Origin of the sequence: Flavobacterium aquidurense (genome assembly GCF_031458035.1) — a bacterium.
Taxonomy (GTDB): domain Bacteria; phylum Bacteroidota; class Bacteroidia; order Flavobacteriales; family Flavobacteriaceae; genus Flavobacterium; species Flavobacterium aquidurense_C.
Genome location: NZ_JAVDXR010000003.1, coordinates 374,617 through 399,511, shown reverse-complemented (window position 1 = coordinate 399,511; position 24,895 = coordinate 374,617). Strand labels below are relative to the sequence as shown.

26 protein-coding genes and 1 pseudogene are annotated in these 24,895 nt (G+C 34.0%); 9 read left to right on the top strand and 18 right to left on the bottom strand.

The genetic code is table 11. The features are described from left to right. The first annotated feature begins 34 nt into the window (after positions 1-34). Positions 35-2,758, top strand: a complete 2,724-nt coding sequence (locus tag J2X17_RS07230) for a DNA gyrase/topoisomerase IV subunit A (protein ID WP_310296079.1) — start codon at positions 35-37, stop codon at positions 2,756-2,758. A 54-nt stretch (positions 2,759-2,812) separates the two neighbouring features. Here the strand turns inward: J2X17_RS07230 and J2X17_RS07225 are convergent. After that, positions 2,813-3,472 (bottom strand): annotated as a pseudogene (locus J2X17_RS07225) (AAA family ATPase); the annotation flags it as partial. Between J2X17_RS07225 and J2X17_RS07220 the strand changes: the two are divergent. Then, a complete protein-coding gene (locus tag J2X17_RS07220) occupies positions 3,473-5,236 on the top strand; it encodes a type VI secretion system baseplate subunit TssF (RefSeq protein WP_310296078.1) in 1,764 nt (587 codons plus the stop codon). It begins immediately after the preceding pseudogene. Positions 5,237-5,280: 44 nt separating this feature from the next. Here J2X17_RS07220 and J2X17_RS07215 read toward each other — a convergent pair whose 3' ends face one another. From J2X17_RS07215 to J2X17_RS07175, 9 genes are all read right to left on the bottom strand, one after another. Beyond that, positions 5,281-5,907: a 3'-5' exonuclease gene (locus tag J2X17_RS07215; protein WP_310296077.1), complete on the bottom strand. Its 627-nt coding sequence runs from the start codon at positions 5,905-5,907 to the stop codon at positions 5,281-5,283. Between the two features lie 2 nt (positions 5,908-5,909). Further along, positions 5,910-7,829 (bottom strand): DUF294 nucleotidyltransferase-like domain-containing protein, encoded by a 1,920-nt coding sequence (locus J2X17_RS07210; RefSeq protein ID WP_310296075.1) that lies wholly within the window; start codon positions 7,827-7,829, stop codon positions 5,910-5,912. Positions 7,830-7,923: 94 nt separating this feature from the next. Next, complete coding sequence (locus J2X17_RS07205) at positions 7,924-8,295, bottom strand: DNA topoisomerase IV (protein WP_310296073.1); 372 nt, start codon at positions 8,293-8,295, stop codon at positions 7,924-7,926. 130 nt (positions 8,296-8,425) lie between these two features. Then, positions 8,426-8,998, bottom strand: coding sequence for a DUF1572 family protein (locus tag J2X17_RS07200; protein WP_310296072.1), 573 nt, complete (start codon positions 8,996-8,998; stop codon positions 8,426-8,428). Between the two features lie 110 nt (positions 8,999-9,108). Next, positions 9,109-9,681 carry a pentapeptide repeat-containing protein gene (locus J2X17_RS07195; protein WP_310296070.1) on the bottom strand — a complete coding sequence of 191 codons (573 nt, stop codon included), beginning with the start codon at positions 9,679-9,681 and terminating at the stop codon, positions 9,109-9,111. Between the two features lie 88 nt (positions 9,682-9,769). After that, a complete protein-coding gene (locus tag J2X17_RS07190) occupies positions 9,770-9,991 on the bottom strand; it encodes a DUF6095 family protein (protein ID WP_017498392.1) in 222 nt (73 codons plus the stop codon). Between the two features lie 112 nt (positions 9,992-10,103). After that, positions 10,104-10,916 carry an N-acetylmuramic acid 6-phosphate etherase gene (murQ, locus tag J2X17_RS07185; RefSeq protein ID WP_310296064.1) on the bottom strand — a complete coding sequence of 271 codons (813 nt, stop codon included), beginning with the start codon at positions 10,914-10,916 and terminating at the stop codon, positions 10,104-10,106. Positions 10,917-11,301: 385 nt separating this feature from the next. Further along, complete coding sequence (locus J2X17_RS07180) at positions 11,302-11,970, bottom strand: ZIP family metal transporter (protein WP_310296062.1); 669 nt, start codon at positions 11,968-11,970, stop codon at positions 11,302-11,304. Between the two features lie 90 nt (positions 11,971-12,060). Continuing rightward, positions 12,061-12,825, bottom strand: coding sequence for a class I SAM-dependent methyltransferase (locus tag J2X17_RS07175; protein ID WP_310296061.1), 765 nt, complete (start codon positions 12,823-12,825; stop codon positions 12,061-12,063). A 137-nt stretch (positions 12,826-12,962) separates the two neighbouring features. Between J2X17_RS07175 and J2X17_RS07170 the strand changes: the two genes are divergently transcribed. The 3 genes from J2X17_RS07170 to J2X17_RS07160 all read left to right on the top strand — a co-directional run bounded on the left by J2X17_RS07170 (position 12,963) and on the right by J2X17_RS07160 (position 15,427). Further along, entirely contained in the window at positions 12,963-14,126 is a 1,164-nt protein-coding gene (locus tag J2X17_RS07170; RefSeq protein ID WP_310296059.1) for a THUMP domain-containing class I SAM-dependent RNA methyltransferase, read from the top strand. Positions 14,127-14,289: 163 nt separating this feature from the next. Next, positions 14,290-14,526 (top strand): hypothetical protein, encoded by a 237-nt coding sequence (locus J2X17_RS07165; RefSeq protein ID WP_310296057.1) that lies wholly within the window; start codon positions 14,290-14,292, stop codon positions 14,524-14,526. 208 nt (positions 14,527-14,734) lie between these two features. Beyond that, entirely contained in the window at positions 14,735-15,427 is a 693-nt protein-coding gene (locus J2X17_RS07160) for an aspartate/glutamate racemase family protein (RefSeq protein ID WP_310296055.1), read from the top strand. Between the two features lie 49 nt (positions 15,428-15,476). Here J2X17_RS07160 and J2X17_RS07155 read toward each other — a convergent pair whose 3' ends face one another. Genes J2X17_RS07155 through rlmD form a run of 3 tightly spaced genes read right to left on the bottom strand, consistent with a single transcriptional unit; the run spans position 15,477 to position 18,245 of the window. Beyond that, positions 15,477-16,292, bottom strand: coding sequence for a DUF6048 family protein (locus J2X17_RS07155; RefSeq protein ID WP_310296053.1), 816 nt, complete (start codon positions 16,290-16,292; stop codon positions 15,477-15,479). After that, positions 16,264-16,821, bottom strand: coding sequence for a DUF6452 family protein (locus tag J2X17_RS07150; protein ID WP_310296052.1), 558 nt, complete (start codon positions 16,819-16,821; stop codon positions 16,264-16,266). The genes J2X17_RS07155 and J2X17_RS07150 overlap by 29 nt, the downstream gene beginning before the upstream one ends. An 11-nt stretch (positions 16,822-16,832) precedes the next feature. After that, a complete protein-coding gene (rlmD, locus tag J2X17_RS07145) occupies positions 16,833-18,245 on the bottom strand; it encodes a 23S rRNA (uracil(1939)-C(5))-methyltransferase RlmD (protein WP_310296051.1) in 1,413 nt (470 codons plus the stop codon). A gap of 159 nt (positions 18,246-18,404) precedes the next feature. Between rlmD and J2X17_RS07140 the strand changes: the two genes are divergently transcribed. Then, the gene (locus tag J2X17_RS07140) at positions 18,405-19,454 is read left to right on the top strand and encodes a sensor histidine kinase (protein WP_310296049.1); all 1,050 of its coding nucleotides are present in this window, start codon (positions 18,405-18,407) and stop codon (positions 19,452-19,454) included. Between the two features lie 2 nt (positions 19,455-19,456). On the opposite strand, the gene J2X17_RS07135 is transcribed toward J2X17_RS07140, so the two are convergent. From J2X17_RS07135 to J2X17_RS07120, 4 genes are all read right to left on the bottom strand, one after another. After that, positions 19,457-19,897: a hypothetical protein gene (locus J2X17_RS07135; RefSeq protein ID WP_310296047.1), complete on the bottom strand. Its 441-nt coding sequence runs from the start codon at positions 19,895-19,897 to the stop codon at positions 19,457-19,459. Positions 19,898-20,000: 103 nt separating this feature from the next. Beyond that, positions 20,001-20,987 carry an aldo/keto reductase gene (locus tag J2X17_RS07130; RefSeq protein ID WP_310296045.1) on the bottom strand — a complete coding sequence of 329 codons (987 nt, stop codon included), beginning with the start codon at positions 20,985-20,987 and terminating at the stop codon, positions 20,001-20,003. A gap of 126 nt (positions 20,988-21,113) precedes the next feature. Beyond that, positions 21,114-22,001, bottom strand: a complete 888-nt coding sequence (gene cysM, locus J2X17_RS07125) for a cysteine synthase CysM (RefSeq protein ID WP_154782914.1) — start codon at positions 21,999-22,001, stop codon at positions 21,114-21,116. Between the two features lies 1 nt (position 22,002). Continuing rightward, positions 22,003-22,794 carry a serine O-acetyltransferase gene (locus tag J2X17_RS07120; protein ID WP_310296043.1) on the bottom strand — a complete coding sequence of 264 codons (792 nt, stop codon included), beginning with the start codon at positions 22,792-22,794 and terminating at the stop codon, positions 22,003-22,005. A 190-nt stretch (positions 22,795-22,984) separates the two neighbouring features. Here J2X17_RS07120 and J2X17_RS07115 point away from each other — a divergent pair, with 190 nt between their 5' ends. Further along, the gene (locus tag J2X17_RS07115; RefSeq protein WP_310296042.1) at positions 22,985-23,686 is read left to right on the top strand and encodes a DUF1003 domain-containing protein; all 702 of its coding nucleotides are present in this window, start codon (positions 22,985-22,987) and stop codon (positions 23,684-23,686) included. Positions 23,687-23,698: 12 nt separating this feature from the next. Here J2X17_RS07115 and J2X17_RS07110 read toward each other — a convergent pair whose 3' ends face one another. Beyond that, positions 23,699-23,983 (bottom strand): DUF2752 domain-containing protein, encoded by a 285-nt coding sequence (locus J2X17_RS07110; RefSeq protein WP_310296041.1) that lies wholly within the window; start codon positions 23,981-23,983, stop codon positions 23,699-23,701. A gap of 105 nt (positions 23,984-24,088) precedes the next feature. Between J2X17_RS07110 and J2X17_RS07105 the strand changes: the two genes are divergently transcribed. After that, entirely contained in the window at positions 24,089-24,274 is a 186-nt protein-coding gene (locus J2X17_RS07105) for a hypothetical protein (protein ID WP_310296039.1), read from the top strand. After that, complete coding sequence (locus J2X17_RS07100; protein WP_310296037.1) at positions 24,264-24,815, top strand: Smr/MutS family protein; 552 nt, start codon at positions 24,264-24,266, stop codon at positions 24,813-24,815. Before J2X17_RS07105 ends, J2X17_RS07100 begins: the two co-directional genes overlap by 11 nt. The last annotated feature ends 80 nt before the right edge of the window (positions 24,816-24,895 follow it).

The window sequence follows — 24,895 nt, the reverse complement described above, 5'->3', positions numbered from 1 at the left end:
AAATCATAAAATACTGAAATAATTCAGCATAAAAATGAAAGACGAAGAAGACGATAACATAATTCCAAACGACGACGAGAATAATTCAGATGAAAATCAGCTTGATGAAAATCAGGACGGAGAAGATTCTGAAGAAATAATCAACGTAGATGCTAAACATTTTGAAGGACAGCATTTCTACGAAAATCAGGAAGAAGAAGGCGATGACGTAATCACGAAAGTAACCGGTATGTACAAAGACTGGTTTTTGGATTATGCTTCGTATGTAATTCTGGAACGTGCAGTTCCGGCGATCGAAGACGGATTCAAACCGGTTCAGCGTCGTATCATGCACTCTTTGAAAGAGTTGGATGATGGTCGTTATAATAAAGTAGCCAATGTTGTAGGTCACACCATGCAGTATCACCCACACGGAGATGCGAGTATTGGTGACGCCATGGTACAAATTGGTCAAAAAGATTTATTGATTGACTGCCAGGGAAACTGGGGAAATATCTTAACAGGCGACGGGGCTGCGGCTTCTCGTTATATTGAGGCACGTTTATCTAAGTTTGCTCTAGAGGTTTTATATTCTCCAAAAATTACAGATTGGGGTGTTTCATATGATGGTCGTCGTGCTGAGCCAAACAATCTTCCGGTAAAATTCCCATTGCTTTTGGCACAAGGAGCAGAAGGGATTGCGGTTGGACTTTCAACGAAAGTTTTACCTCACAACTTCAATGAATTAATCGACGCTTCGATCAAGATTTTAAAAGGAAAACCGTTTACATTATATCCAGATTTCATGACGCAGGGTATTGCCGATGTGTCAAATTATAATGACGGATTGCGTGGCGGACGTGTCCGCGTGCGTGCTAAAATCGCTCAGTTAGATAAAAACACTTTGGTAATTACGCAAATTCCGTTTTCGACCAATACAACGACTTTGATTGACAGTATTTTGAAAGCCAATGACAAAGGCAAAATCAAAATCAAGAAAATTGAAGATAATACAGCTGCTGATGTAGAGATTTTAATTCATCTTTTCCCAGGAGTTTCTCCGGATAAAACGATTGATGCTTTATTTGCTTTTACAGCGTGCGAAACTTCAGTAGCGCCTTTAGGTTGTGTTATTGAAGACAATAAGCCGTTATTTATTGGTGTTTCTGAAATGTTGAAAATTTCAACGCACAGAACGGTAGATTTGCTTCGTCAGGAATTAGAAATTCAATTAGAAGAATTAAAAAATAAATGGCATTTCTCTACTTTAGAGAAAATCTTCATTCGTGAAGAAATGTACATTGATTTCAAATTATATTCTGACAGAGAATCACTTTATAAATATTTATACGATCGTTTTGAACCTTTCAAAAAATCATTTGTCAGAGATATTACTGACGATGATTTACAAAGATTGACTCAGATTCCGATGATTCGTATCACTCGTTTTGACTCTGATAAAGCCGATGATTTTATCGCCAAGTTAGAAGACGAAATGAAAGAAGTAGAGCATAATCTGGAGCATTTGACAGATTTTGCGATTGCTTATTTTGCGAAATTAAAAGAGAAGTACGGAAAAGGCCGCGAACGTCAGACAGAGCTTCGTGTTTTTGATAATGTTGAGGCTACAAAAGTAGTTTTAAGAAATACAAAACTGTACGTAAATCGCGAAGAAGGTTTTGTTGGTACAAGTTTGAAAAAAGACGAATACGTAACGGATTGTTCGGATATTGATGATGTAATCGTGTTCTTGCGTGACGGAAAAATGCTGGTAACCAAAGTCGATGCCAAAACATTTGTCGGAAAAGACATTATTCACGTTGCTATTTTTGACAAGAGCGATAAGCGAACGATTTACAACATGATTTATCGTGATGGAAAATCAGGGCCTTCTTATATTAAACGTTTCAATGTTTCGGGCGTTACGCGCGACAAACCATATGATCTGACCAATGAAACTTCAGGTTCGCAAGTGGTTTATTTTTCTCATAATCCGAATGGAGAAGCAGAGGTAATTACAATTTTATTACGTCAGATTGGAACAATCAAGAAATTGAAGTTCGATATTGATTTTGCTAAATTAGCAATTAAAGGACGTGCTTCAAAAGGAAATTTGGTAACTAAATATCCAATCAAGAAAATTGAATTAAAAGAGAAAGGAATTTCTACATTATTGCCAAGAAAAGTTTGGTTTGACGATACAGTAAAACGTTTAAATGTTGATGCAAGAGGAGAATTATTAGGAGAATTTAAACCAAGTGATAAAATCTTAATCATAAACCAAAGCGGTAAACTGAAAGTTATAATTCCGGAATTATCGACTCACTTTGATGAAGATATGATCGTTTTGGAAAAATGGAATCCGAAGAAACCAATTTCTGCGATTTATTATGATGGAGAAAAAGAGCGTTATTATTTAAAACGCTTCCTTGTTGAAAACGAAGGCAAAGAAGAAAGTTTTATTACGGAACATCCAAATTCGCAATTAGAAATCGTATCAACAGATTATCGTCCGGTTGCACAACTGGTTTTTGCTAAAGTAAAAGGGGTTCAAAAAGAAGATTTACATATAGATGTCGAAGACTTTATAGCCGTAAAAGGTTTTAAAGCATTAGGTAATCAATTAACTACAGATAAACTGAAACAAGTGAATTTGTTAGATCCCCTGCCTTACGAAGAGTCCGTTGAAGAAATTCCGGAAACGCCAGAGTTTTCAGATGATGACTCTGTAGAAACAGAACTCGATGATGATGGCCAAATTGGATTGGTTTTAGAATAAAAATTAAAAGCGCTAAGATTATTTTAGCGCTTTTTTTATTTCCAAATTGTTGATTTAGTCATGAATTTCTAATTCTTTCTTAATCCATTTTACTTCTCCATTTTCAATAATCACCATGATTTTGTCGCCATCTTTTACTTCTCCGGAAATTATTTTTTTCGCCAAAGGTCTTCGCAAATGGCTCCTGATAATACTCTTAATAGGTCTTGCACCATATTTTGCATTGTACCCGTTTTCAGCCAGATAAAGTTTGGCTTCCATAGGGATTTCAACTTCAATATTGATATTGTTCAACAAATCCATGAACTCTTTTTTAAGATGGATCTCAAATATTTTCAAGGCGTTTTCTTTAGAGATAGGGGCAAAAGGTACAATCTCGGTTAATCGTCCTAAGAATTCTGGTCTGAAATAATTCCCCATAATTTCCATGAGGGATGATGATGTTGGAATCTGACCTTTGTTGAAAGTCTCGACAATATGATCAGCTCCGATATTTGAAGTGAAAAGGATAATGGCATTCGCAAAATCGCCTTCTTTTCCTAGTCTGTCATGCAATTTTCCTTCATCCATAATCTGAAGAAAAACATCAAAAACAGAAGGATGTGCTTTTTCGATTTCATCAAATAAAACAATAGAATAAGGTTTTTGTCTGATCTTGTTCACGAGCAGCCCACCTTCGGCATACCCGATGTACCCAGGAGGCGCCCCGTAGAGATGGAGACAACCTTTGATCCCGTTGTTTCGATGATGCTAAATGCATTGTCTTATGAACTAGAAAAAGTAGCACATGAATTGGAAGATTCCAAAACACGTGTCGTCGAAAGAGTTTTAGAGATTATGTTTCCGCAAACTGCTTCGGGAGCAAAGCCTACCAGGGCAATAATGCACGCAATGCCAATTGAAAACAATATTAAAATTTCGTTGCAAAATCAAATGCAGGCAGAAAGAAGGATCCATAATATTTATAATCCTCTGGAACCAATAATGAAAGAAATTGTCCTTTCACCAACTCTTGAAGTAAAATTATCTGCCTGTGAGGTTAAGTATATTGCCTTTGAAAGAAATTTATTTGAGATATCGAATCTTTTTTATAAGGATTCTATCAGGAATTACATCAATATTCTACCCGCGGGTGAAATTGTTTTGGGTATAGAATTGAGCGATTCAAATGTTTTTGAAATAGAAGATTTGATGCTTTACATAGATATTAAAAATACACACCAAAAAGAAATGTTTCAATATTACCTGAAGCAAATGAAGTGCATGTATAACAATATTGAAATCAAAGTTGAAGAAGGTTACAATATTCAGGTTAATAATCTTGATATTGAAAATATTATTAATCGAAATTATACACAGCTGAGTGAAATTATGCAGGAAGTAAACGAATATTACTTTGATAATTTTTATACGCTAAAAGGAATATTAAAACATAAATCAATTGATGAATATAGTAATGAGTATATTCATTTTAATGAACTTACTAAAAATAATGGAAAAAATATTATTTGGATAAAATTGATTTTTCCTGAATCATTGGTTCCGCAAATTATAGAGAATGTTTCTTTTACAACAAATTGTTTTCCTGTAATTAATAAGAGAAAACATTCTACAGAAAAAGCATTTGGAACTTTTTTATCATACGTAGCCTTAGAAACAGGAAATGATATTTATCTCGATGTAGAGTCTGTTGTTGATCCGTTTCACAATCATTATGAAATAAAAGAATTTAAAGAAGGGGTCTTGGAAGAGGGAAGTGCAGTTTTAAGGATAACGGGCGTTTCCAGATTTGATTCCAGAAGTGCATCAGAACTCCTTCAAAATGTTTTAGATGTTTTAAAGGATGAAAGCTCTGCTTTTTCTGGTATAGGGAAAGATTTCACAGATAGTGCGTTGAAAAAAATGAACCAATTGCTGGCTTCTGTTGAGCAACAAGCGAAAGAAAATAGTTTTTCTAAAATTAACGATCCCTACCTCATGATTAGGCCCAAAGTTGATGGTTCGGAAGGAAAAAAGTTTAAAATAAATTATTGGTCAACTCTTGCAGAAGAAGGAAATGATATAAAAGCGGGAACAGTTTTAGATTGTAAAGATTTGTTTTTTGTAAGTAAGACGGCAATATTAATGACAAATACTGTAGGAGGTTTAAACAAACAAAATAACAAAGACCGAATTTTGGCTTACCGCAATGCTCTATTGACAAGAGGCAGAATTGTAACTTTTGCCGATATCAAGGCATTTGGTTTTAATCATTTTAAAAGCTGTATTACAGATATCAGAATAGAAAAAGGAACCCGGAAAGAGATTTCGGTAAAAGCCGGATTTAGTCGAACAGTAGATATATATTTAACGATCAACAAGGAAGAAAAAAGATATTTATCTGTTTCCGAGTGGGATTATTTATGTGATAGTTTTATGAAAAATTTAAAAAACAGATCTTCAAATGTATTTCCTTATCGATTGTTTATTGAGGATTAAAAACGAAATAAAAAAAATCCTGACTTCTCGAAGTCAGGATTTTTTTATTTAAACAAAGAATTCAAATTGGTTTCTCTTTTCTCTTTCAATTTCTTGACAATCTTTAAAAAGGCAATCGCAGTAATATACGCATCACCCAAAGCAGTGTGCCTGTCTTTTTTAGAAATATCAAATTTATCCGCAAGATCATCAAGAGTGTAATGGTCTTTTCGCTCAAATAAATGGGACTTAATTAAAGTCTTTTTATACAAAATAGCAGTGTCTAATCTGGGATTTGTAAGTTGAGGCAAACCATTTCTTTCTAAAGCTCTATTAATCATCGTAACATCAAAAATAGTATGATGCGCGATAATAACTGAATCTTCCAAATAAGCAAGAAACTGTTGCAAAGCTTCCAATTCACTGGGGCGTTTTAAGACAAAATCTTTCAAAATACCATGAATCTGTGCTGTCGATTTATCATAATGATCTTGTTGTACATAAACTTCAAAACTATTCTGAACAGAGATAATTCCGTTTTGTAAAACAAGCGCGCCGATGCATAAAATTCGGTCATTCTCATAATCAAAACCTGTAGTTTCGGTATCTAAGACTACAAAACGGGTTTCTTCAATCGTAACATTTTCATCGAACAGATTCTCTTCTTTCTTCCAAAAATTAAGTAGGCTCATAACTATACGACATTTGAAACATTAAATCTCACACTAATCAATTCCTGAAGTTCCTTAATGGTTTTAAAAGTTCGTTTGAGTTTTATTTTTTCCATTTTAGATAAAGATTCCAACGCTATAAATTGCCCCGAATCATGATGTAAAAGTCCTTGTTTGGTTCTGAATTTCAACAAAGCTTTAAACGAATAGGAGCATGACAAATATAACTCACTGTTTTGAGGTTCTAATTGCGCCAATTTTTCAAAACGTTCTGCTGTATTACTGATAGATTTAACCGAGTGTGATAAAATCAAAACACGCGCAGCATCTGTCAAAGGCATTAAAGCTCTTCGCTTAATATCAAAATTGTCTTTGTTTGCACCATCCTGTTCTACTAAAAATTGTCTGAAAAAGCCAGTCGGTGACGGACTTTGTAATGCACCGCTAACTAAATGCACATAAAAAATCGGATTTGCTTTTACATTTTCAAAAATAGAATCAGATAATTGACTGGCAATTGCCGTATCACCGTAAGTTACACTGTAATCGAAAAATATAAAAGACAATAAAACTTCATTTTTCCCCGGATTTGTAATCCAATAATGAACCTGATTTTTCCAGTCGTCAAGACTCATACACCATTTTGGGTTCGAAGCCATCATTTCGGCAGGGCAATAATCATATCCAATTTCAAAAAGCCCTTTATTGACAAGACCGGCAAATTTTAAAAAATATATTTTGGTCTCGTCTCTAAAAACTTCTGAAACATTTTCATAAACAATCGCGTTATCCTGATCTGTATGCAGCATTTGTTCGCTTCTTCCTTGGCTTCCTAAGGCTAACCACGCAAATTTTACAGGTGGTGGGCTACTCATTTTTTCGATACACATTTCGATAACTCGCGTCGTGCAGGCTTCATTTAACTCCGTTATGATCTTAGAAATCAATGTCATCGGAATGTTTTGATCTAAATACCCCTGAAGCAGCTGCATGATTCGGTTTCGGATTGGCTTAATTTCTTTGATTTTTTTTGCTCTTTTTAAAGCTTTTATCAAAACTGCAGGATTATTTCCTAAGGCAACCATCACATCATGCTTCGATAAAATTCCAACCGCTTTTGTATTAACCGTTCCGTCTTTTGTCAGGCACAAATAACTGATGTTGCTTTTCATCATCGCCATCTGAGCCTCTGTAACGGTCATTTTCTTTGGGTAGGTAATAACCGGTTTCGTCATAATCGTCTCGGCAGTCGTCATGATCGAATAATCGCCGGTTACAATTTTGTTGCGTAAATCTTTATCGGTAATAATTCCAATCGGAAGCATTTCATCGACAATCAAAATAGCTCCAACCTTTTTCTTATTCATGATTTTGGCAACATCACGCGCCGTGGTCGATGGCGAACAAGTGACAATTTTTTTCGAATATTTTATCGGAGCTAAATCAAATGAATTAGTATCTGAATGCATTGTATCATGCACCAGATCATCGCCATACAATTTGTCTTTATGAATGTCAGAATACGGATTTCGGGTGTTGGAAGCATAACTTTCAATTAAAAAATTACCGACAGTTCTGTTCTCAAGAGCATAAGGCTTAAAATCCGTAATCGGAATCGCATATAAAATGCTCTCTTCATGCGCTACAGCCTCCATAATGTAGTTTTCCTGTGCCAAAAGCGGACGCAATCCAAAAATATCACCTTCGTCGCACATGTCCAACACATTGTTTTTAGAACTTTTTTTAAGTGCAACCGCACCTTTATGCACGACATAAAAAGAATCGTGCGTTTTTTCGTTTTCGGCAAAAATCACAGCGTCTTTATCTTTATAAATAATCGAAATTTGTTCTGATAGTTTTTCTAAATCCATCTTGTGTAAAAAGCTAAAAGGAGGGAAGTCCTTTAAAAAGTCGGCAACTCTATGTGATATCGTGTTTTTCATTATGTTAGATTTGCGTTTTGCCACAAAGGCACAAAGACACTAAGATATTAAAATTTTGCGCCTTTGTGCCTTTGTAGCAGAATTAGTGGTTTGTTTATTCAATTTTAAAAACCTTTCCGCGTTGTTTTTCCTCAGATCCCACCATCCCAAATTCAAACGTATAAGAATCTTTCGAAGTCGTTAAGATTTTCATGCTGATTGCTTTTTCCTCAGCCATATTCTTTGGATGTTTTTTCTGCAAAACATATTCGCAATCACTTACCCAGCGTACTGTTGAGGTGTCAGTTTTACCATCAAAAGTTTCAATTTCGATATTATCTTTTCGTTCAAAAAAAGTCGTTTTTTTAACGCCATTTACCTCAAACTCAAATTTGAATTTACCAGTTTTAAAATCTTTGCAATTGTGTTCCGCGTTATAACATGAAAATAATGTGATTAACGGTAAAAGGAATATAATTTTTTTCATTTTTAAATTTAGGTTATTATTTAGGAGCTGATTCCTGCCTATGAGGTAAAAAGTTAGATGTGAAAAGTTAGATGTGAAAATCTGAAATCTCAAGTCTAAAATCTAAAATCTAAAATCTAAAATCTAAAATCTAAAATCTTTTTAGCTCATCATCGGTAAAGTTCTTGATTTCTTTTTCTTTGGCAAACTTTTCAGCATTGTAATTTCCGGATTTATTCTTCGGAATCGATAAACTATCCCAATTGCCATTTTTCAATTGTTTCGCATAAAAAACAATCTGACCAACATGATATGGATAATGTGCTAATTGGCGATTGATAGCTTCAATAACCGTATGTCCTTCATTTCTAATATAAATAATATCTGAAAGCTGTTCTGGTTTCAAACTATTCAAGGTAGCAAGAAAACATTCCCAGCCTTTATTCCAGGTAATTAAAACTTCTTCTTTTGATTGTAAATCGTTTTCGAATTCGGCATCACGATTACGCCATTCTTTTTCACCGTCAGAAGTAAGGAAGTCTGTCCAGCGCGAAAGCATATTGCCCGAAATATGTTTGATTATTGTAGCAATACTGTTGGTGTCTTCGTTTATTGCGACAAAAAGCTGCTCCGGTTCTAATTGATCCATCGCTTTTTCTCCCAACATTTTATAATATAAAAATTGTTTTTTTACGCTTTCTAAATAGGATTCCGTTGCTTCCATGCTTACATTTTTTTTAGCCACGAATTTCACAAATTTTCACTAATATTATATTTCGATACAAAATGGTAAAACTTTAATTCGTGGAAATTCGTGTAATTCGTGGCGTTCTTTTAAACAATTTTAATATCATATTTATCTAAAAGCCCTACAATTCCCTGATTCGAAAATTGCGCTTTTCTCATCGGGTTAAATTCAGGATCAATTTTATAATTGTAAGCTGTTCTAAAATCTACAGCTGCAAGTTGTGTATCATTAAAAATAGCACCTTCTAAATTGCAATTATCAAAAACCGAACTAGTTAAGTTCGTTCCAATAAAAGTTACATCTCTTACAGAGCAATTAATGAATTTGGTTTTTGGCATTTTTTTGTTGGAGAAAATGGCATAATCTAAAGCCGTTTCTTCAAAATAAACCTGAAATAAAAAATCATCACATTCGTTAAAAGCAATTCCTAAAAGCTTGCAGTTTTTGAAAGAGACATTTTTTAAATTCGTTCCCAATAAACTGGTCATCGACAAATTACAGTCGATAAATTCGCAGTCTAAAAAGGTATTGTAAGCAAAATTGCTGTTAGAGAAATCACAGTTTTTAAAGACACAATCTTCAAACTCCCGATTGTTTATTTTTTTGTCAATATATATGACTTTCTCGAAGGTTTTCTGAATGTGAATTAGACTTTCCATGTAATTTATTTAATAAGAAATTAAAGTTTGAAGAGTTAAACCTAACGGGTTTTTAAAACCTGTTAGGTTTGTCAAGACATTTAAGAAATTAGTCATTAAACAAACCTTTCATAATGATTTTCAATCCGTAAAAAATTAAAAACATAGCACTTAAGCAAGCTACAATTCCAATTCCTAAAACCAAATAATGCCAATTGGTATGCTGATTCATAAAAGCGTTATAAATCAACGAAGGACCAATAAATAAAAGCGGAAGCGATCCGCTTAAATATTTAATTCCTTTTCCTAAAAGTTCTTTATTTGTGGCCATTTTTAAATTTTTGTTTTGAAAAAAGTTTCAAGTTTCAAGTTCTTTTAGTTTCAGGTTTTTAGAAACTTAAATTTTTCAATCTTGCAACAGTTTACATTTCACAGAAAACTTTTTACTTTGCGTAATTGTTAACAGCTTTTCTAACACTGCCATATTTTTTTAATAGATCAGACGCTGTTTCATACGAAACCGGAATTTCTCCCATAATCATTTTTACGCCTCGATCAACTAATTTAGTGTTAGTCAGCTGCATGTCTACCATTTTGTTTCCTTTCACTTTTCCAAGTTGAATCATAGCAGCAGTCGAAATCATGTTCAAAACTAATTTTTGAGCAGTTCCGGCCTTCATTCTTGAACTTCCGGTAATAAATTCAGGACCGACAACCACCTCAATAGGAAATTGTGCCGTTAAAGCTAATGGACTTCCTGCATTACAGGTAATACAACCTGTAACAATATTATTTTCATTACAGGTTTCTAAACCACCAATAACATATGGCGTAGTTCCTGAAGCCGCAATTCCAATTACAGCGTCATTTTTACCAATATTGTGTGACTGCAAATCAATCCAGGCTTGTTTGTCATCATCCTCCGCATTTTCAACAGCACGACGAATTGCACTGTCTCCGCCAGCGATAATTCCGTTTACCAAATCAAAAGGAACTCCAAAAGTAGGAGGACATTCCGATGCATCCACAATACCCAAACGGCCTGAAGTTCCTGCTCCAATATAAAACAGTCGCCCGCCCAATTTTAATTTTGCAACAATTTGTGCAATTAATGCTTCAATTTGCGGTAACGCTTTTTCAACAGCATACGGAACAGTTTTATCTTCCTGGTTGATATTGATAAGCAGTTCATGAACAGACATGTTTTCTAAATGTTCGTATTTTGAGACTTCTTCAGTGGTTTTGGTAAATATCATTTTTCGAATAATTGATCGGGGGCAAAATTAATCTTTTTTATTACAATTTTCAGAACCTTTTTTGAAAGAACTCAAATATTATTTTTGTTAAAATATTAAAAATAAATGGATAGACTAAAATAATTGCAGAAGATTGTTAAGATCTCTGTTTTTGTATCTTTAATAATGTTTTGAAAGAAAAAGAAGTTAATAATTAGTCAATTAGAAAATTAGATAATTGGAAAATTGAATTATGAAAATGGAAGTACCTAACTTTCTTTTGTGTTTTTGCGTGAGGGATAGGAGCTGACTACCGAAGTAGTGTGGATAGCCCGACCGGATTTGCGAAAGGCGCTTGTAAGCGGATTGTTAAATAGCGCCTTTTGTAAATATGGGCACGCCCTAATTATAATAGGAATGCCAATAGAATACCAAGAACTATCATGGAAACTTTGGCAACATTGAATTTGTGCCCTTCACTGCTTTCGAAAATAATAGTTGATGAAATATGAAATAAAATTCCGATTACGACTGCTGTTATTTCAGTGTAATATTCGTTTAAAAGTGGTAAATATTCAGATGCAATTGTGCCAAGCGGCGTCATAAGTGCGAAAGTTAGCATGAAAGCAAAAATGGCTTTTTTGTTGAGATTGGCATTGATGAAAAACGTGGTTAAAATCACGGCAATTGGCAAATGATGAATCGCAATTCCGACCGCTAAATCGTGATGATGACTTACGGGGAAACCTTCTAAAAAGGCATGAATGCATAAACTGATAAACAACAACCACGGAATCTGCGTCATTTGCGCGTGCCCGTGAACGTGTCCGTGTTCTGCACCTTTAGAGAAAAATTCAAGAATAATCTGGAATAAAATCCCGACCATGATGAATAAACCAATATTATGATTGTGTGATTCGTAAACTTCTGGTAATAAATGCATTACGGTTAATGATAATAAAAATGAACCGCTAAATGCAAGCAATAATTTTAGATTGGTTTTGTTATTTGGTTTTATAAATAAAGCCACAGCATAACCTAAAAGTACAGAAAATAAGGGTAGTAAGTAATTCATTCTTTATTGTTTAATCGTTGATTTGTTTCATCGGTTAATTGTTTTTTTGTTTAGCAATTAAACGGTTAAACAATTAAACGACTCACCAATTTATTTAAAAATCATGATTAATCGTTCGCTTTCGGTTTTATGGAATTTTTTGAGTTTATAATCTCCAAAAATATCCAGGAGAAAAATTCCGGCTTCGGCCATTAATTCTTCAAAGTCCTTTAGTGTTAAGGCTTTTACTTTTTCGGTAAAATGATATTGATGACCATTATCTTCAAAATCTATTTCCTTAAAAATATGACCGTCTTCAACGTATCGTTTGATTTTAAAATCAATATCATCAACTGTTTTTACCTCTTCAGGAACCAAAGTTTCAATTACCTGATTCACGTTCATAAAATCAATTACCGCAAAACCATATTCAGATAAACTTTCTTTGATTGCTTTTAAGGTTGTCAGATTATCATCATCGCTTTCGAAATAACCAAAACTAGTAAACAAATTAAAAATCGCATCAAATTTTTCCTCAAAAGGTTCGCGCATATCGTGCACTTTAAAATGCAGGTTTTCGTTACTGTTTTTGCTGGCTTCGGCGATGCTGTTTTCAGATAAATCGGCTCCTAAAACATCAAAGCCAAGTTGGTTTAAATAGATAGAATGACGACCTTTTCCGCAAGCCAAATCCAATACTTTTGCCTTTTCAGGAAGATTTAGATAATGGGTAAGATTATCCATGAAAATCTGAGCCTCTCGGTAATTTCGGTCTTTATAAAGAATGTGATAATACGGAGTATCAAACCATGATGTGAACCAGTTTTCGGTGTTACGTTCCTGATTTGGTGTTGATGAGTTAGGTGCTTCAGACATTTATTCTATTTCAATTAATTCAAAGTACCGCAAATTTAGTGTATTTTTGCCGAAAAATAACTATTTCGCGAGGATACCTATATAATCATTGTTATGTGCGTCTGCGATTGGAGTTGTTTTTTTAAACAAAAATAAAGATGGAAGAAAATTTTAGAATGATTGCCAAATGTTTTTTTGGTTTCGAAGAAATATTAGAGAAAGAATTACGTGATCTTGGTGCTCAGGATGTCGAAAAAGGAGTGCGAATGGTTAGCTTTAAAGGCGATAAGGGTTTTATGTACAAAGCCAATTTATCGTTGAGAACTGCGCTTAAAGTTTTAAAGCCAATTTATTCGTTCAGGGCAAACAACGAGCAGGCGTTATACAAAGGAATTTCAGGTGTAAACTGGTCTAAACTTTTAAATGCCAATCAAACTTTTGTAATTGATGCAACAGTGCATTCGACTTATTTTAATCACTCTGAATTTGTTTCTCAAAAATGTAAAGATGCAATTGTGGATCAGTTTAGAGAAAGAACAGGTCAGCGTCCGAGCATTGATAAAGCTTTCCCGGATTTAAGAATCAACATTCACATCGATAAAGATCAGGTTTCTGTAGCTTTGGATACTTCAGGGAATTCATTGCACCAACGTGGTTACAGAACCGCGACGAATATTGCACCAATCAACGAAGTTTTGGCGGCAGGAATTTTGCTTTTATCAGGTTGGGAAGGTCAAAGTCATTTTTTAGATCCAATGTGCGGATCCGGAACTTTTTTGGCGGAAGCGGCGATGATCGCTTGTAATATTCCGGCAAATATCAATAGAAAAGAATTTGCTTTCGAAAAATGGAAAGACTGGGATAATGATTTATTTGATCAGATCGTAAACAGCCTGATGAAAAAAACAAAGGAATTTCATTATACAATTAAAGGTTTTGACAAAGCGCCAAGTGCTGTAAACAAAGCCAAAGACAATATCAGAAATGCTAATTTGGAAGATTATGTTACCATTTCAGAAGATAACTTTTTTGATACTGAAAAAGCTGTTGAAGGTAAACTTCATATGGTTTTCAATCCACCGTATGATGAGCGTTTGGATATTCACATGGAAGAATTCTATAAAAATATCGGAGATACTTTAAAGAAAAGCTATCCGGGAACTAACGCCTGGTTTATCACTGCAAACCTTGAAGCACTGAAATTTGTAGGTTTAAAACCTTCAAGAAAAATCAAACTTTTCAACGCAAGTTTAGAAGCACGTTTGGTAAAATACGAAATGTACGAGGGAAGCAAGAGAACGAAATTTCAGGTTTCTGAATAGGTACATAGGCACATAGGTACATAGGTTCAAAGGTTCAAAGGAAAAAACTTTGTCACTTTGAACTGCAAAATAAATAGTTTAGAAAGTTAAAGTTTTAAAGATAGAAAGGTAAAACCTTTGTGCCTTTGAACCTTTGCAACTCTGAACCTTTAAAAAGAAAACAATGACAAAACTACAAGTAAGAGGTTTTTTATATCAATTAGGATGTTTCGCGATTCTATTTATTTTAGGTAGATATTTGGTAGCGACTTATACACAATTGAGCGGACTTTGGATTCCGATGACGGCTTTTATCGTGGCAACACTGATTGCGCCTAAATTTCAGGCGGTAAAAACCAAAGATGGCGAAAAGCTTTTCATGAAATGGATTTTTCTAAAAGGAATTAGAGAAATCGGATAATTTATAATTATCCAGTTGTGTAGTTTCTTTTAAGACCATGCAAAGATTTTATTTCACGCATATTTGGCAGATTTGTGCAGATTAAAATTTAGATAATTATCTATTTGCATCTGCTTAAATCTTTTTGAATCTGCGTGAAAAAATATTTAAGATATTAGCGATTTAAAATTTTTAGTAACTCTACCCAACAGGTAAAAAAAACTTTTTTATGAGGAAAATTGGACTTATAGGCGGTATTAGCTGGGTTTCTACAGCAGATTATTACAAACTTATAAATCAGGGTATCAATGAAAAGATGGGAGATCTTAACTTCTCCGAATGTTTACTCTACTCGTTCAATTATGCCGATATAAAAAAGAATAACGAAGCCAACGATTGGGATTCGACATTTAAAATGCTTCTAAAAGGATGTGAATTTCTAAAATCGGGTGGAGCAGAGGCTATTGTTTTGTGTGCCAATACGATGCATTTTATTGCCGATAAACTCGAAGAAGCAATTGATTTGCCACTTATTCATATCGCCACGGCAACGGCTTCAGAAATCGAAAAACAAGATTTGAAAAAAGTCGGTTTGTTGGGAACAAAATTCACAATGGAGCTTGATTTTTTCAAAGATAAACTTCTGGCTCAGGGAATCGAAGCTATTATTCCGGAAAGTCAGGAAGATAAGGATTTTATTCACACCACAATTTTTGAAGAATTAGGCAAAGGCCTTGTAACCGAATCTACTAAAAAAAGATACTTGCAAATTGCGAACAAACTAATAGAAAATGGAGCCGAAGGAATTATCTTAGGATGTACTGAAATTCCGCTGATAATTTTACCTGAAGATGTTTCTGTGCCAGTTTTTGATACTACACTGATTCATTCTAAAGCTGCGGTTGAATTTCAATTATCTTAAAATAATAAGCCCCGAACTATGAATTCGGGGCTTATTATTTTATATAAAATTACTTTTTAGGAGTTTCTGTTTTAGTTTCCGGAATTTTTACTTTTTTCTTATAAAGTGGAATAAAGTATGAAACAGTGTAGTTAAAACCAATTCCGAAGCTACCATCATAAGTTCGGTTGAAGCCCGGTATATAAAGATTGTCAAAGCCGTCAGGTTTAGAATTGGCTAGTAACAATTTTAGCTGCACACCAAAACCAACAAAAATATTATTAAAAACTTTTGCTTTTAATCCCATTGCGACTTCAAACCATCCTGCTGTAAGGCCATCATACTTTTTGCCATCAACAATTGGAGGCTGTTCGCCCCAATACGGATTTGGATTGTAAATTTTATAACTGTTTAATTGCTGGCTAAAAGTACTAAAACCACCACGTAAACCTATTGTAATAAGATTTTCCATGTCGAGCCAGTTTTGGTATGTATTATAATCAAAACCACCTTTTATGTAGGTTCCTGTTGCAGTCGAATTCAATCGGTCATCATCTGTAGTTTTGTCTTCAAAACCTAGTTCAGCTGCCAGATAATATTTTTTTGTCAGACGAAAATCTCCTACAAATTCAATTCCTTTATAATCTTTATCATAAAAACCACGAGTCAGTTTATACAAATCGACACCTACACGCAAACCATAACGATCCGTTTTTGGAGGAACGGTATCCGTTTTAGTTTCCTGAATAGCTGGTTTTGCTTCAGTTTTTGGTTTTACGGGAACAATTTCTTTTGTTACTGTTGTAGTTGACGTTTCCTGAGTATGACCCAAAAACATTGAAAACAATAAGCAAATACTAAAAATATACTTCAATGTGTGTTTCATTTTCAAATTCGACGTTATAATTTTTTACAAAAACTTGTTGCATCCAAAGTCCTTTAGAATCAGTATCCGTCCTAACAAAAGGCACTGTTATAGGTGGAGATGTTGAGACCGGATTTAAATCAAAGATAGTTTTAAAACCGCACGCTCTTGAAACATACACGTTTTGACGTGTATAATAAAATGTCATTGCATCTTTGTTTATCGCAGCTGGATTTTCATTTCCTGAATCCAGTTCAAAAGTAAAAGTAGTGACATCTGCATCTGTTTTCAAGGGAATAGAAATAGTGCTGCCATTTGCTAAATACTTAGTGGTTTCAGTACCATTTTCGTTAAAAATAATTCCTTCTGTCATTCCTTCGCCAACAACTTTTAAATTGGTAACATTTTTAAGTAACGATGGATTATTAACATCGTAAAAGGTAATAACTAATCTCGGCGTTGTAGGCGTATTTGCATCACAGATATCATCTTTCTCACAACTTGATAAACCAAAAGTGAAGACTAATAAAAGAGAAATTATTTTTTTCATCTATAATTTTATTAACGAAGTTCTAAAAGTACAACATTTTCAACATGATGTGTCTGTGGAAACATATCAACCGGTCTAACGCGTGTAACTTTATATTTTTCATCCATTAAAGCTAAATCACGGGCCTGTGTAGCTGAGTTGCAACTTACATAAACGACTTTTTTAGGAGCAATTTTTAGAATTTGGTCAATAACTGCTGCATGCATACCATCTCTTGGCGGATCTGTAATAATAACATCTGGTTTGCCATGCTGTGCGATAAAACTTTCGTTGAAAACAACTTTCATATCTCCAACAAAAAACTCACAATTAGTAATGTTATTGCGTTCGGCATTTGCTTTAGCGTCTAAAATAGCTTCAGGAACACTTTCTACGCCAATTACTTTTTTAGCTTTTTTAGAAACGAATTGCGCAATTGTACCTGTTCCGGTATATAAATCGTAAACGGTTTCGTCACCTGTAAGACCGGCGAAATCACGTGTTATTTTATATAATTCGTACGCTTGGTCAGAATTCGTCTGGTAAAATGATTTAGCATTGATGCTGAATTTTAAACCTTCCATTTCTTCCAAGATATAATCTCGTCCTTTATATAACTTAATGTCCTGATCGTAAATCGTATCGTTTTGTTTCGCATTTACAACATATTGCAATGAAGTAATTTGTGGAAATTTCTCGTATAAATGATCCAGGATTAACTCACGGTTTTTCTTGTCATTTTCGAAAAACTGAATCAAAACCATGATTTCACCAGTTGAAGCAGTACGAATCATGAAAGTTCTTAGTAAACCTGATTGTTCTCTCGGATTGAAAAAAGCTAAATTATGCTCGTTTGCAAAATCTCTAATTTCATTTCTGATGGCGTTTGAAGGATCTTCTTGTAAGTAACATTTTTGAATGTCCAGAATTTTATCCCACATTTTAGGAATATGGAAACCTAACGCATTTCTGTTTCCTAAATCTTCCGTGCTTCCAATTTCTTTCTCTGTTAACCAACGGCTGTTAGAAAACGAAAATTCCATTTTATTTCTGTAAAAAAACTGTTTTTCTGAACCCAAAATAGTTTCGAATTCAGGAAGTTCAACTTTTCCAATACGCTGTAGGTGATTTTTTACTTCATTTTGTTTGTAATACAACTGTTGGCTGTATTTCATATTTTGCCATTTGCATCCTCCACAAACCCCAAAATGATCGCAGATTGGTTCAATACGATGTTCTGAAAATTCGTGAAATTTTACGGCTTTACCTTCGTAATAGGCTTTTCTTTTTTTGAATGTTTGTACGTCAACTACATCACCAGGAACTACATTCGGAATAAAGATTACTTTTCCGTCAGGTGCCTTAGCAACTGATACTCCTTTTGCTCCGGCATCTAATACCTGGATTTGATGAAAGACAACTTTGTCTGTATTTTTTCTTCCCATAGCGCAAAAATAAGGGTTTGTAAACTTTTATAAATTTAATTTTCAAAATATTTTATCAAATTCTTCAATTTATTAGTTTAATTCAGTTTAAAAGTTAACTTTGTTTTTAGTAATATCCCCAAATGCTACATTTTTAATTAATAGTATTGTTATATTTTTATGAATTTGTATCACAATCTTTCACAAATTAGCTTCCTGAAAAAAAGTTATGCGTTCAAATTCCTGTTTGTTGCTTTTATAGGTATCCATATTCCTTTAATTGGGATTTTATTTTTTGTACTCTATTTCTCTGATAATATTTCGCCGACATCTATTTTGATTTTTGCGTTATTCATGACCTTGCTGGCAACTGCAATAACGCTGTTGTTTTTAAATCAATTAATAAAACCTATTTCAATAGCTTCGAAATCATTAGATGATTATCGGAATGATAGAAAACTCTCTATTTTGCCAACAGAATATACTGATGAGGCTGGTTTATTAATGTGTAATATTCAGGAATCTATATATGAATCTGAAAGTTTTATAAATGAAAAACAAGATTTGATTTATATGCTTTCGCATGATTTGAAAAATTTTGCCGGAAATCCGCAAGGTTTGGCAAAATTAATTTTAACTGAAAATCCATCAGAATCCATAAAGCATCTGGCTGAATTAATTTGTGAATCTACCAATTTGCAATTCCGATATATCGAGAATTTTATTAAATTACTGAATGAGCAGGATCAGGTGGTAAAAATGAATCAGGAATTTAAAGTAATCTCTTTCCCTACCATTTTGCCTTTCATAAATGAACAGGTCGAACAGCGTTTGATCGATAAAAACATTAAACTAAGCTTAAGTTTAGAAACGGTCGAAGCTAAACTTAAAATTGATGAAGGTTTGCTCACCCAGGTTTTGGTGAACCTGATTAGTAATGCTATAAAGTTTTCTTATTTTGATAGTGAGATTAAAGCCAGAATTTATAGTGAAAATTCAAAATTGGTAATGACAGTTTCAGATAAAGGTATTGGTTTTGATAAAGATCAGATTGATGAATTGTTTAAGAAATTCACTAAAATGAGCCGATTGGGGACCGCCAATGAATCTTCAACCGGAATTGGATTGTATTTGTGCAAGAAAATTATTGAAAGAAATAAAGGTAAGCTGACTGCAAGCAGTAAAGGGAAAAATAAAGGTGCCGAATTTAAAATTGAATTTGAGCAGTAGTTTTACTTCTTTTTTATAAGCTCATAATTTACAATCGTAAAAAAATAGAAGCATAAATCGGCTGATATTTTGCCGAAAATAATTCCGAAAAAATAATTCCCAAATATAATAGGCATCCAATACATGCAAAAAGGGCGAATCACTAAAAAGTCTAAAAAAGCAGGATAACCGAATTCCAGAACTAAATTTTTAAGCAATAACAGAATTTCTTTAGAAGACGTTTCTTTGTTCAGAAGTGTATTTTGGCGCGCCATTTTTTTATAGGAAGAAATAAAAATGACACTATAAAAAGCCAGATATTCTGAAAAAGTAATAATATACGCTGTAGTTAAACCGCTATAAATATTACTAAAAAGAGATGCAGTAAGTGCAGCACTCGTACTTGCCAGTTCAGCATACTTGTAACGATCGAACCATTCTTTAAATTTGGACTTTTTAAGCATTTATTTAAGTTGCTAAGTTTCTGAGGTTCTAAGGTACTAAGTTTTTTCAGCTGAAATCTTAGAATCGTAGCAACTTAGTATCTTAGAACCCTCAAAAAAAAAACTACCATAAGTGGTGAACTGACGGTTTTATGTATTCTTCGTAAATGGCATTCATGGCTGAAATTTTCTCTGGCGTTAATTTTGGTAAATCAAACACAGATAAATTCGACATTACATGACCTGCATTTGAAGCTCCCGGAATAATACAGCTGATATCCTGAAAACTCAAAATCCACTGCAAGGCAATAGGAGCAAGGTTGGTTGTTTCCGGAAATAATGCTTTTAATTTTTCAACAGCTTCTAATCCTAAATTATAGTCGATACCTGAAAAAGTTTCGCCTTTATCAAAAGCATCTCCGTTACGATTAAAATTACGATGATCCTGTAGTTCAAAAGTAGTTTTTGCATCAAATTTACCCGTTAAGAGTCCGCTTGCTAAAGGAACTCTCGCAATAATTCCGATATCTTTTTTTCTGGCTTCAGAGAAAAATAATTGAGAAGGACGCTGACGAAACAAATTAAAAATAATCTGAACCGTAGTGACATTCGAATATTCAATTGCTTTTAACGCTTCTTCCACTTTTTCGACACTTACACCAAGATTCAAAATTTTCCCCTGATCTTTTAGGCGATCAAACAGTTCGAAAATTTCGGGTCTGTAAAAAACTTCAGTAGGAGGGCAGTGTAACTGAATCAGATCCAGTGTTTCTAAATTCATTCTTTTTAAACTGTCTTCCACGTATTTCTGAAGCACTTTTGGCTGATAACCTTCACTTACATGCGGATTGATGTGACGGCCGCATTTTGTAGCCACATAAATACGCTCAGATCGGGAGCGCACAACACGTCCAACGGCAGTTTCGCTCAATCCATTTTCATAGACATCGGCAGTGTCGATAAAATTTACACCATTGTCAATTGCGGTATTCAAAAGTTCGTCTGCTGTTTTATTATCAAAAGCAGATCCCCATTTTCCTCCCACTTGCCAGGTGCCAAGAGAGATTTCAGATATATTAAAGTCGGTTTTTCCTAGTTTTCTGTAGTTCATTTTTTCTTCTTAAGGTTCAAAGGTTCAAAGGTTCATAGTTGCAAAGGATCAAAGGTTTTTTAGGTTCTTTGAAACTGGTTTTTGCAAACCTTTGTTCCTTTGAACCTCTGTTCCTTTGTCCCTTTTTTAGTCAAACAAATCCGAAGAAAGATATCGATCACCACGGTCGCAAATAACGGCCACAATAACCCCTGATTCTAATTGTTCTGCAATTTTTAAGGCTACGGCTACTGAGCCACCACTGCTCATTCCGGCGAAAACACCTTCTTCAAGCGCTAATCTTTTTGTCATTTCGCGGGCTTCTTCTTCGCTTACATCAATTACCGAGTCTACTTTCGAGGCATCAAAAATTTTCGGTAAATATTCCTGAGGCCATTTTCGAATTCCGGGAATTTGAGATCCATCACTTGGCTGAGCGCCAATAATTTGAATCGCCGGATTTTTTTCTTTTAAATAAGTCGAAGTTCCTATGATTGTTCCTGTTGTACCCATGGCAGAAACAAAATGTGTTACAGTCCCTTCGGTATCGTTCCATATTTCAGGACCTGTTGTTTTATAATGTGCTTTCCAGTTGTCGTCATTTGCAAACTGATTTAGCATCAAATAACCGCCTTCTGCGACTTTTTTGTCGGCATAGTCACGCGAACCAATAATTCCTTCGCTGGCAGGCGTTAAAATCACTGTAGCGCCATAAGCACGCATTGTTTGAGTTCGTTCTTTTGTAGAATCTTCCGGTAAAACCAATTCGATTTCAATTTGAAACAGTTGCGCAATCATTGCTAAAGCAATTCCGGTATTACCGCTGGTTGCTTCAATTAATTTATCTCCTTTTTTGATATCGCCTCTTTCAAGGGCTGATGCAATCATGTTATAAGCCGCTCTGTCTTTTACGCTTCCTCCGGGATTATTTCCTTCAAGTTTTAGTAAAAGTTTTACGTTTTTATTTTTAACCAAATTGACAGTTTCCATCAAAGGAGTATTCCCAATTAGGTTTAACAATTTCTGTGGACCCATTTTATTTTTTTTCTTTTATTTTAACTTCGGTAGTTGTGGTGTTCATTACGATAGAATCTGCAGGAATAGATTTGGTAATCCAGGCATTCCCGCCAACAATACTGTTTTTCCCAATAGTGGTTTCTCCTCCCAAAATGGTTGCATTCGCATAAATACAAACATTTTTTTCAACAGTTGGGTGACGTTTGGCATTTTTCATTTCCTTACTCACACTCAAAGCGCCGAGTGTAACACCCTGATAAATTTTTACGTGTTTTTCTATCACGGTCGTTTCTCCAATTACAATTCCGGTTGCGTGATCGATAAAAAACGGAGAAGCGATTTTAGCACCTGCGTGAATGTCTGTTCCGGTAATTCGATGGGCATATTCGCTCATCAATCTTGAAAATAATAATAAATCAAGAAGATATAATTCGTGGCTTAATCTATAAATGGCAATAGCATAAAATCCAGGGTAGCCTAAGTAAACTTCGTCGATGCTATTTGATGCAGGATCATTTTCTAAGATATATTCTGCATCCAGATTTAGTTTTTCTAGAACACCGGGAAGCTTTTCCAGAAAACGATCCCAAATCGATTCGCATAAATTTTCTGGTTTTTTGCAGGCCATAACAGCAATTTCTTTAAAACGTATTTCGAGTTCGTCGATACTCTGATCTAAAGGAGCATTTGAATCAAAAAGGGTATAGAAAAGCTTTTCGGTAAAATCTTCTGTTTTAGTTTTTATCCCGTAATTTATATTTGAATGGCTTTTTAAAGCTTTTATATTTTGTATGATGGAATTTTTTGACACAATTATAAAATTGAATGAATAATTTGAAACGCTAAAAGTAAGGCGTTTTTTGTAAATAAAGGTACGAAATACCTAAAGAAATTTTGTTTTGAGAACCGGATTTGTGATAATTAAAAGATTTTTTGAGGAGTATAATTTATATCATTCTTAAGAAGTTAAATGCTTAAATTAGCAGGTAAAATTTATAAAAATGAAAAACAATTCAACTTTTAAAAGTGCTATTTCTGATCTTGAATTTCCGGAAAATGAAAAAATTTGTGGAAAGTCGATACATGATCCGGTTCTTGGCCTTATTGTTAAAGATTATCCTTCTTTTTGTGATGTTGATTGTATTTCGGTTCAGGAATTAAATGTATATCGTCAAAAGTATATTTCGAACTATTTATCTGCTGAAATGGGCGCGTTATCTGATCTCGAAAAAAGCGTAATAACATCTTTAAAAGAGGATAAATCTATAGTGAGCACTGTTGAAGATGAAGAAGAAACACGAAATTTTGGGCAAAGAATAGCTGATCAGGTGGCAGGTTTTGGAGGTAGCTGGACATTCATAATTTCGTTTTTGGCTTTTATTGTTATCTGGATTGGCTCAAATGTTTATATTTTAGTGAATAAAGGTTTCGATCCGTACCCGTTTATTTTGTTGAACTTAATTTTATCCTGTATTGCTGCTTTGCAGGCTCCTGTAATTATGATGAGCCAGAACCGTCAGGAAGAAAAAGATCGAAATCGTGCTAAAAAAGATTATATGATTAACCTGAAATCAGAATTAGAGATTAGAATGATTCACGATAAAATCGATCATTTGATTATGCATCAGCAACAAGAATTAATCGAAATTCAGAAAGTTCAGATCGAAATGATGAATGATATTTTGGATCAGATCAAAAAATAATTCTTACAAAAGTTAGATGTAAAAGTGTTTGTAATAATATCCGCCGAGCATAAAAATGACATTCAAAATAGTGGTAAACAAAAATATTTTTTGATGATTTTTTTTCTTGTCCAAAAAATATAAAAGTGCAATTCCTAAAAAAAGCAGCGTTGTAAAAACTGCCGGATACATCTTAAAAGCATCTAAAAATTTACCTTGAAAAAGTAAGAATACAGAACGCTGAAAACCGCATCCCAAACACTCAATTCCGAAGAGCATTTTGAATAGGCAGGGCAACATGTATTTTTCTAAATTCACGGTAATTATTTTTTACAATTTTACGAAAAAATAATGGATAACAATTCAGGGGACAGGAACTGCTATTTTAAAGTTTCATACTTTTGAATTCTTAAACTTTAAAATATGAAAGCTTTAAAAATTTTAATAATGATTCTTGCAATTTCAGTTGCATTATATGAGCAGGTTTCAGGAGAAAAAAATATCTATATCATGGTAATTGCAATTGTAGTTTTCATGTATGGAATGATGCAGCTGAGTGCAAAAACACCGAGTAAAAATCAAGATAAAGAGGAGCAGGATGTTGACTAAAGGAGATAAGGTTTCTGTATTAGATGAAGCCATAAACGGAACAGTAGTTTCAGTGAAAAACAATGAGGTTTTGATTGAAACTGAGGATGGATTCATGATGACATTTTTTGTCAATGAATTGATTAAAATTCACGATTCCAGTAATTTAATGAATTCTATTAAAAGAATAGATTTAGATAGAGTTTCAAAAGAGAAAGAAGAGCCAAAACCGCGAAGTTTTGTCAAAGAAAAGAAAGATAAGCGCGAAATTGCAGCTCCGGAATTTGATTTGCACATTGAAAAATTAGTTCCGAATAAACGCGGAATGTCAAATTATGATATCCTGACATTGCAGACAGAAACAGCAAAAAGACATATCGAATTTGCCATCAGAAACCGCATACCGAAAATTGTTTTTATTCACGGTGTTGGTGAAGGAATTTTAAAAGCCGAACTTGATTTTTTATTGGGTCGCTACGACGGAATAGATTTTCAGGATGCCAATTATCAAAAATATGGTTTAGGAGCAACCGAAGTTTATTTTAGGCAAAATAATAAATAAGACTGTTTTCGAGTGTGCTGGGTCCGATTTTAAAGCATAAAAAAATCATCCATTTTTCTTCCTGATTAGTGCTAAAATCA